This window comes from Streptomyces sp. NPDC101166 (assembly GCF_044768125.1).
Classification (GTDB): Bacteria; Actinomycetota; Actinomycetes; order Streptomycetales; family Streptomycetaceae; genus Streptomyces.
This window is the reverse complement of record NZ_JBIWPF010000081.1, coordinates 1-1717: the sequence shown is the minus strand read 5'-3', so window position 1 is coordinate 1717 and position 1717 is coordinate 1. Positions and strand designations below refer to the sequence as shown.

Below are 1717 nucleotides of genomic sequence, written 5' to 3'. Positions count from 1 at the left end.
CGAAAACCAACTGACCGGCGGGCTTGCCCCCGCCCCCGAAAAGGACTGAGCGCCTGGACCGATCCGGTCCGGGCGCTCAGCTCTGCTGGATAGAATCATGTGACGCCAGTCACGATTCAGGGACCCCGCATGAGCACCCCGCATCCCCTCCCCGATGAGCACCGAGAAGCCTTCTGGCGCAAGGCCGGATGGGACCCCCTCCTCCCCGACCCCGACCGCTCGGCCATCGAAAGCCGCTGGGACGACGAATCCATCACCCTGGCAGAAATCTTCGGCTTCTAACGCCAATCACATCGCCGCGATCGAATCCGCATCTCGGCGGAAGCGTCGGGAGGTATGGCCCAGCGCGCGTATGTTGCCTCCGGTTCGACTGTGATCACATCGGCTGCTCGTACGAGTTCATCGGGGACAACTCCCCCGAAATGGTCCAGACCAGGCACGAACACCGCTTCCGCAGCGGTGCGACGAACAACGTTGATCAGTCGTTGTATCGGGTCATCGGTGCGCTCACTGAACACAACCGTCCGGGTAAGCGTGTAACCGAGTCTCTTTGCAAGACTGCGATTCTGAACCTCGTCCCACTGCTGTCGCATGCCGGAAACATCACCGCGCAGGTATCCGATGGCGGTTGGAATCTCCAGCATGGTCACCACCTCCGGATCGGGACACGCGCCTGATCACGCTCTGCCTCGAGACGAGCCTGGATCGCGGCAACGGTCGATCCGGCGCGGTGTTGCGCCGAACAGCCTGTGCGACTGGACAACAGACCTGCAAAGAGGATCGTCACCGCGGTGAGCATTAGGGCCAGAACAGATTCCATGACCGACGCCTTTCGCTGTTCGAGGTCGAAAAGTTGTCGATTTCAAGGCTGCTCGTCCAGCCGAGCCCAATCCATACACGTGGCAGCTACGGCAGTCGTACGCTTCCGTTACGGGCTTTCGGCGCACTCGTTCGAGGGGCGGAGATGATCGTCAGCAAATGGACGGCCGTTGAGGTCAAAGCACTGCGTGAGGCTGTCCGGCTGACTCAGGAGCGGTTCGCCGAGGGCATCGGCTACACCGTCCATGCCGTGCGGAAGTGGGAGAACCTACCGCCTGGCCGTTCGATCGGATGGCAGTCGGCCGAGGATTTGGACAGGCACCTCGAACTGCTGACTTCTGCTCAACGCGAGCGATTCCGCGCCGCGCTGGAGATGGGATATTCGAGCTTGCTGACACCGGTCGGCAGCGAGCCGTACTTCGCGGAGGTGGACCTCGACGTGGATCGGCGACAATTCGGACTATTGGCGTGCACGGCGCTGGCCGGCCCCATGGCCACTACCGATACGAGCCTGCCGCACATAGGTATGGGTGACGCGGGCCAATTGGCACGTTTGGTCGACCTGATCGAGCAGCAGGCGTGCCGGGTGGGCGGCGCCCCGCTGGTCCGCCCGGTACTCCATCGGCTGGAACACACGAAACAACTGCTCGACACCGCGTCGTTCGACAGTGGTGCGGTCGCGGCGGCGTTCACGACTGCAGCCGGGCATCTGGCCGCGACCGCCGGTTGGCTCACCTTCGACGCCACGATGTATCCCGAATCCAAACGGTGTGTCGCGGAAGCTCTCGCAATGGCCAATCTCGCCGACAATGACGACGTCACGATCCACGCGTGTATGGCCGGGTCACTCCGTACGCTTGGTCTGGTGAAATCCGGTGAGGGCAGCCCACAGCAGGCG

General features: G+C 62.8%; 3 protein-coding genes. 2 read left to right on the top strand and 1 reads right to left on the bottom strand.

Features of this window, described 5'->3' with window-relative positions; all coding sequences use genetic code 11:
- Positions 1-129 precede the first annotated feature (129 nt).
- On the top strand, positions 130-282 hold the full coding sequence (locus tag ACIRS4_RS36490) for a hypothetical protein (RefSeq protein WP_357094500.1): 153 nt from the start codon (positions 130-132) through the stop codon (positions 280-282).
- Here the strand turns inward: ACIRS4_RS36490 and ACIRS4_RS36485 are convergent.
- Positions 279-644 (bottom strand): hypothetical protein, encoded by a 366-nt coding sequence (locus tag ACIRS4_RS36485; RefSeq protein ID WP_404204299.1) that lies wholly within the window; start codon positions 642-644, stop codon positions 279-281. The two genes, ACIRS4_RS36490 and ACIRS4_RS36485, sit on opposite strands and share 4 nt — an antisense overlap.
- Before the next feature lie 320 nt (positions 645-964).
- Between ACIRS4_RS36485 and ACIRS4_RS36480 the strand changes: the two genes are divergently transcribed.
- On the top strand, positions 965-1717 hold a 753-nt coding region (locus ACIRS4_RS36480; RefSeq protein ID WP_404204297.1), incomplete at its 3' end, for a helix-turn-helix domain-containing protein.

What these genes read in the sequence shown, in the direction of transcription:
- ACIRS4_RS36490 (WP_357094500.1), top strand. Translation starts at nt 130, where the DNA reads ATGAGCACCCCGCATCCCCTCCCCGATGAGCACCGAGAAGCCTTCTGG.
- ACIRS4_RS36485 (WP_404204299.1), bottom strand. Translation starts at nt 644, where the DNA reads ATGCTGGAGATTCCAACCGCCATCGGATACCTGCGCGGTGATGTTTCC.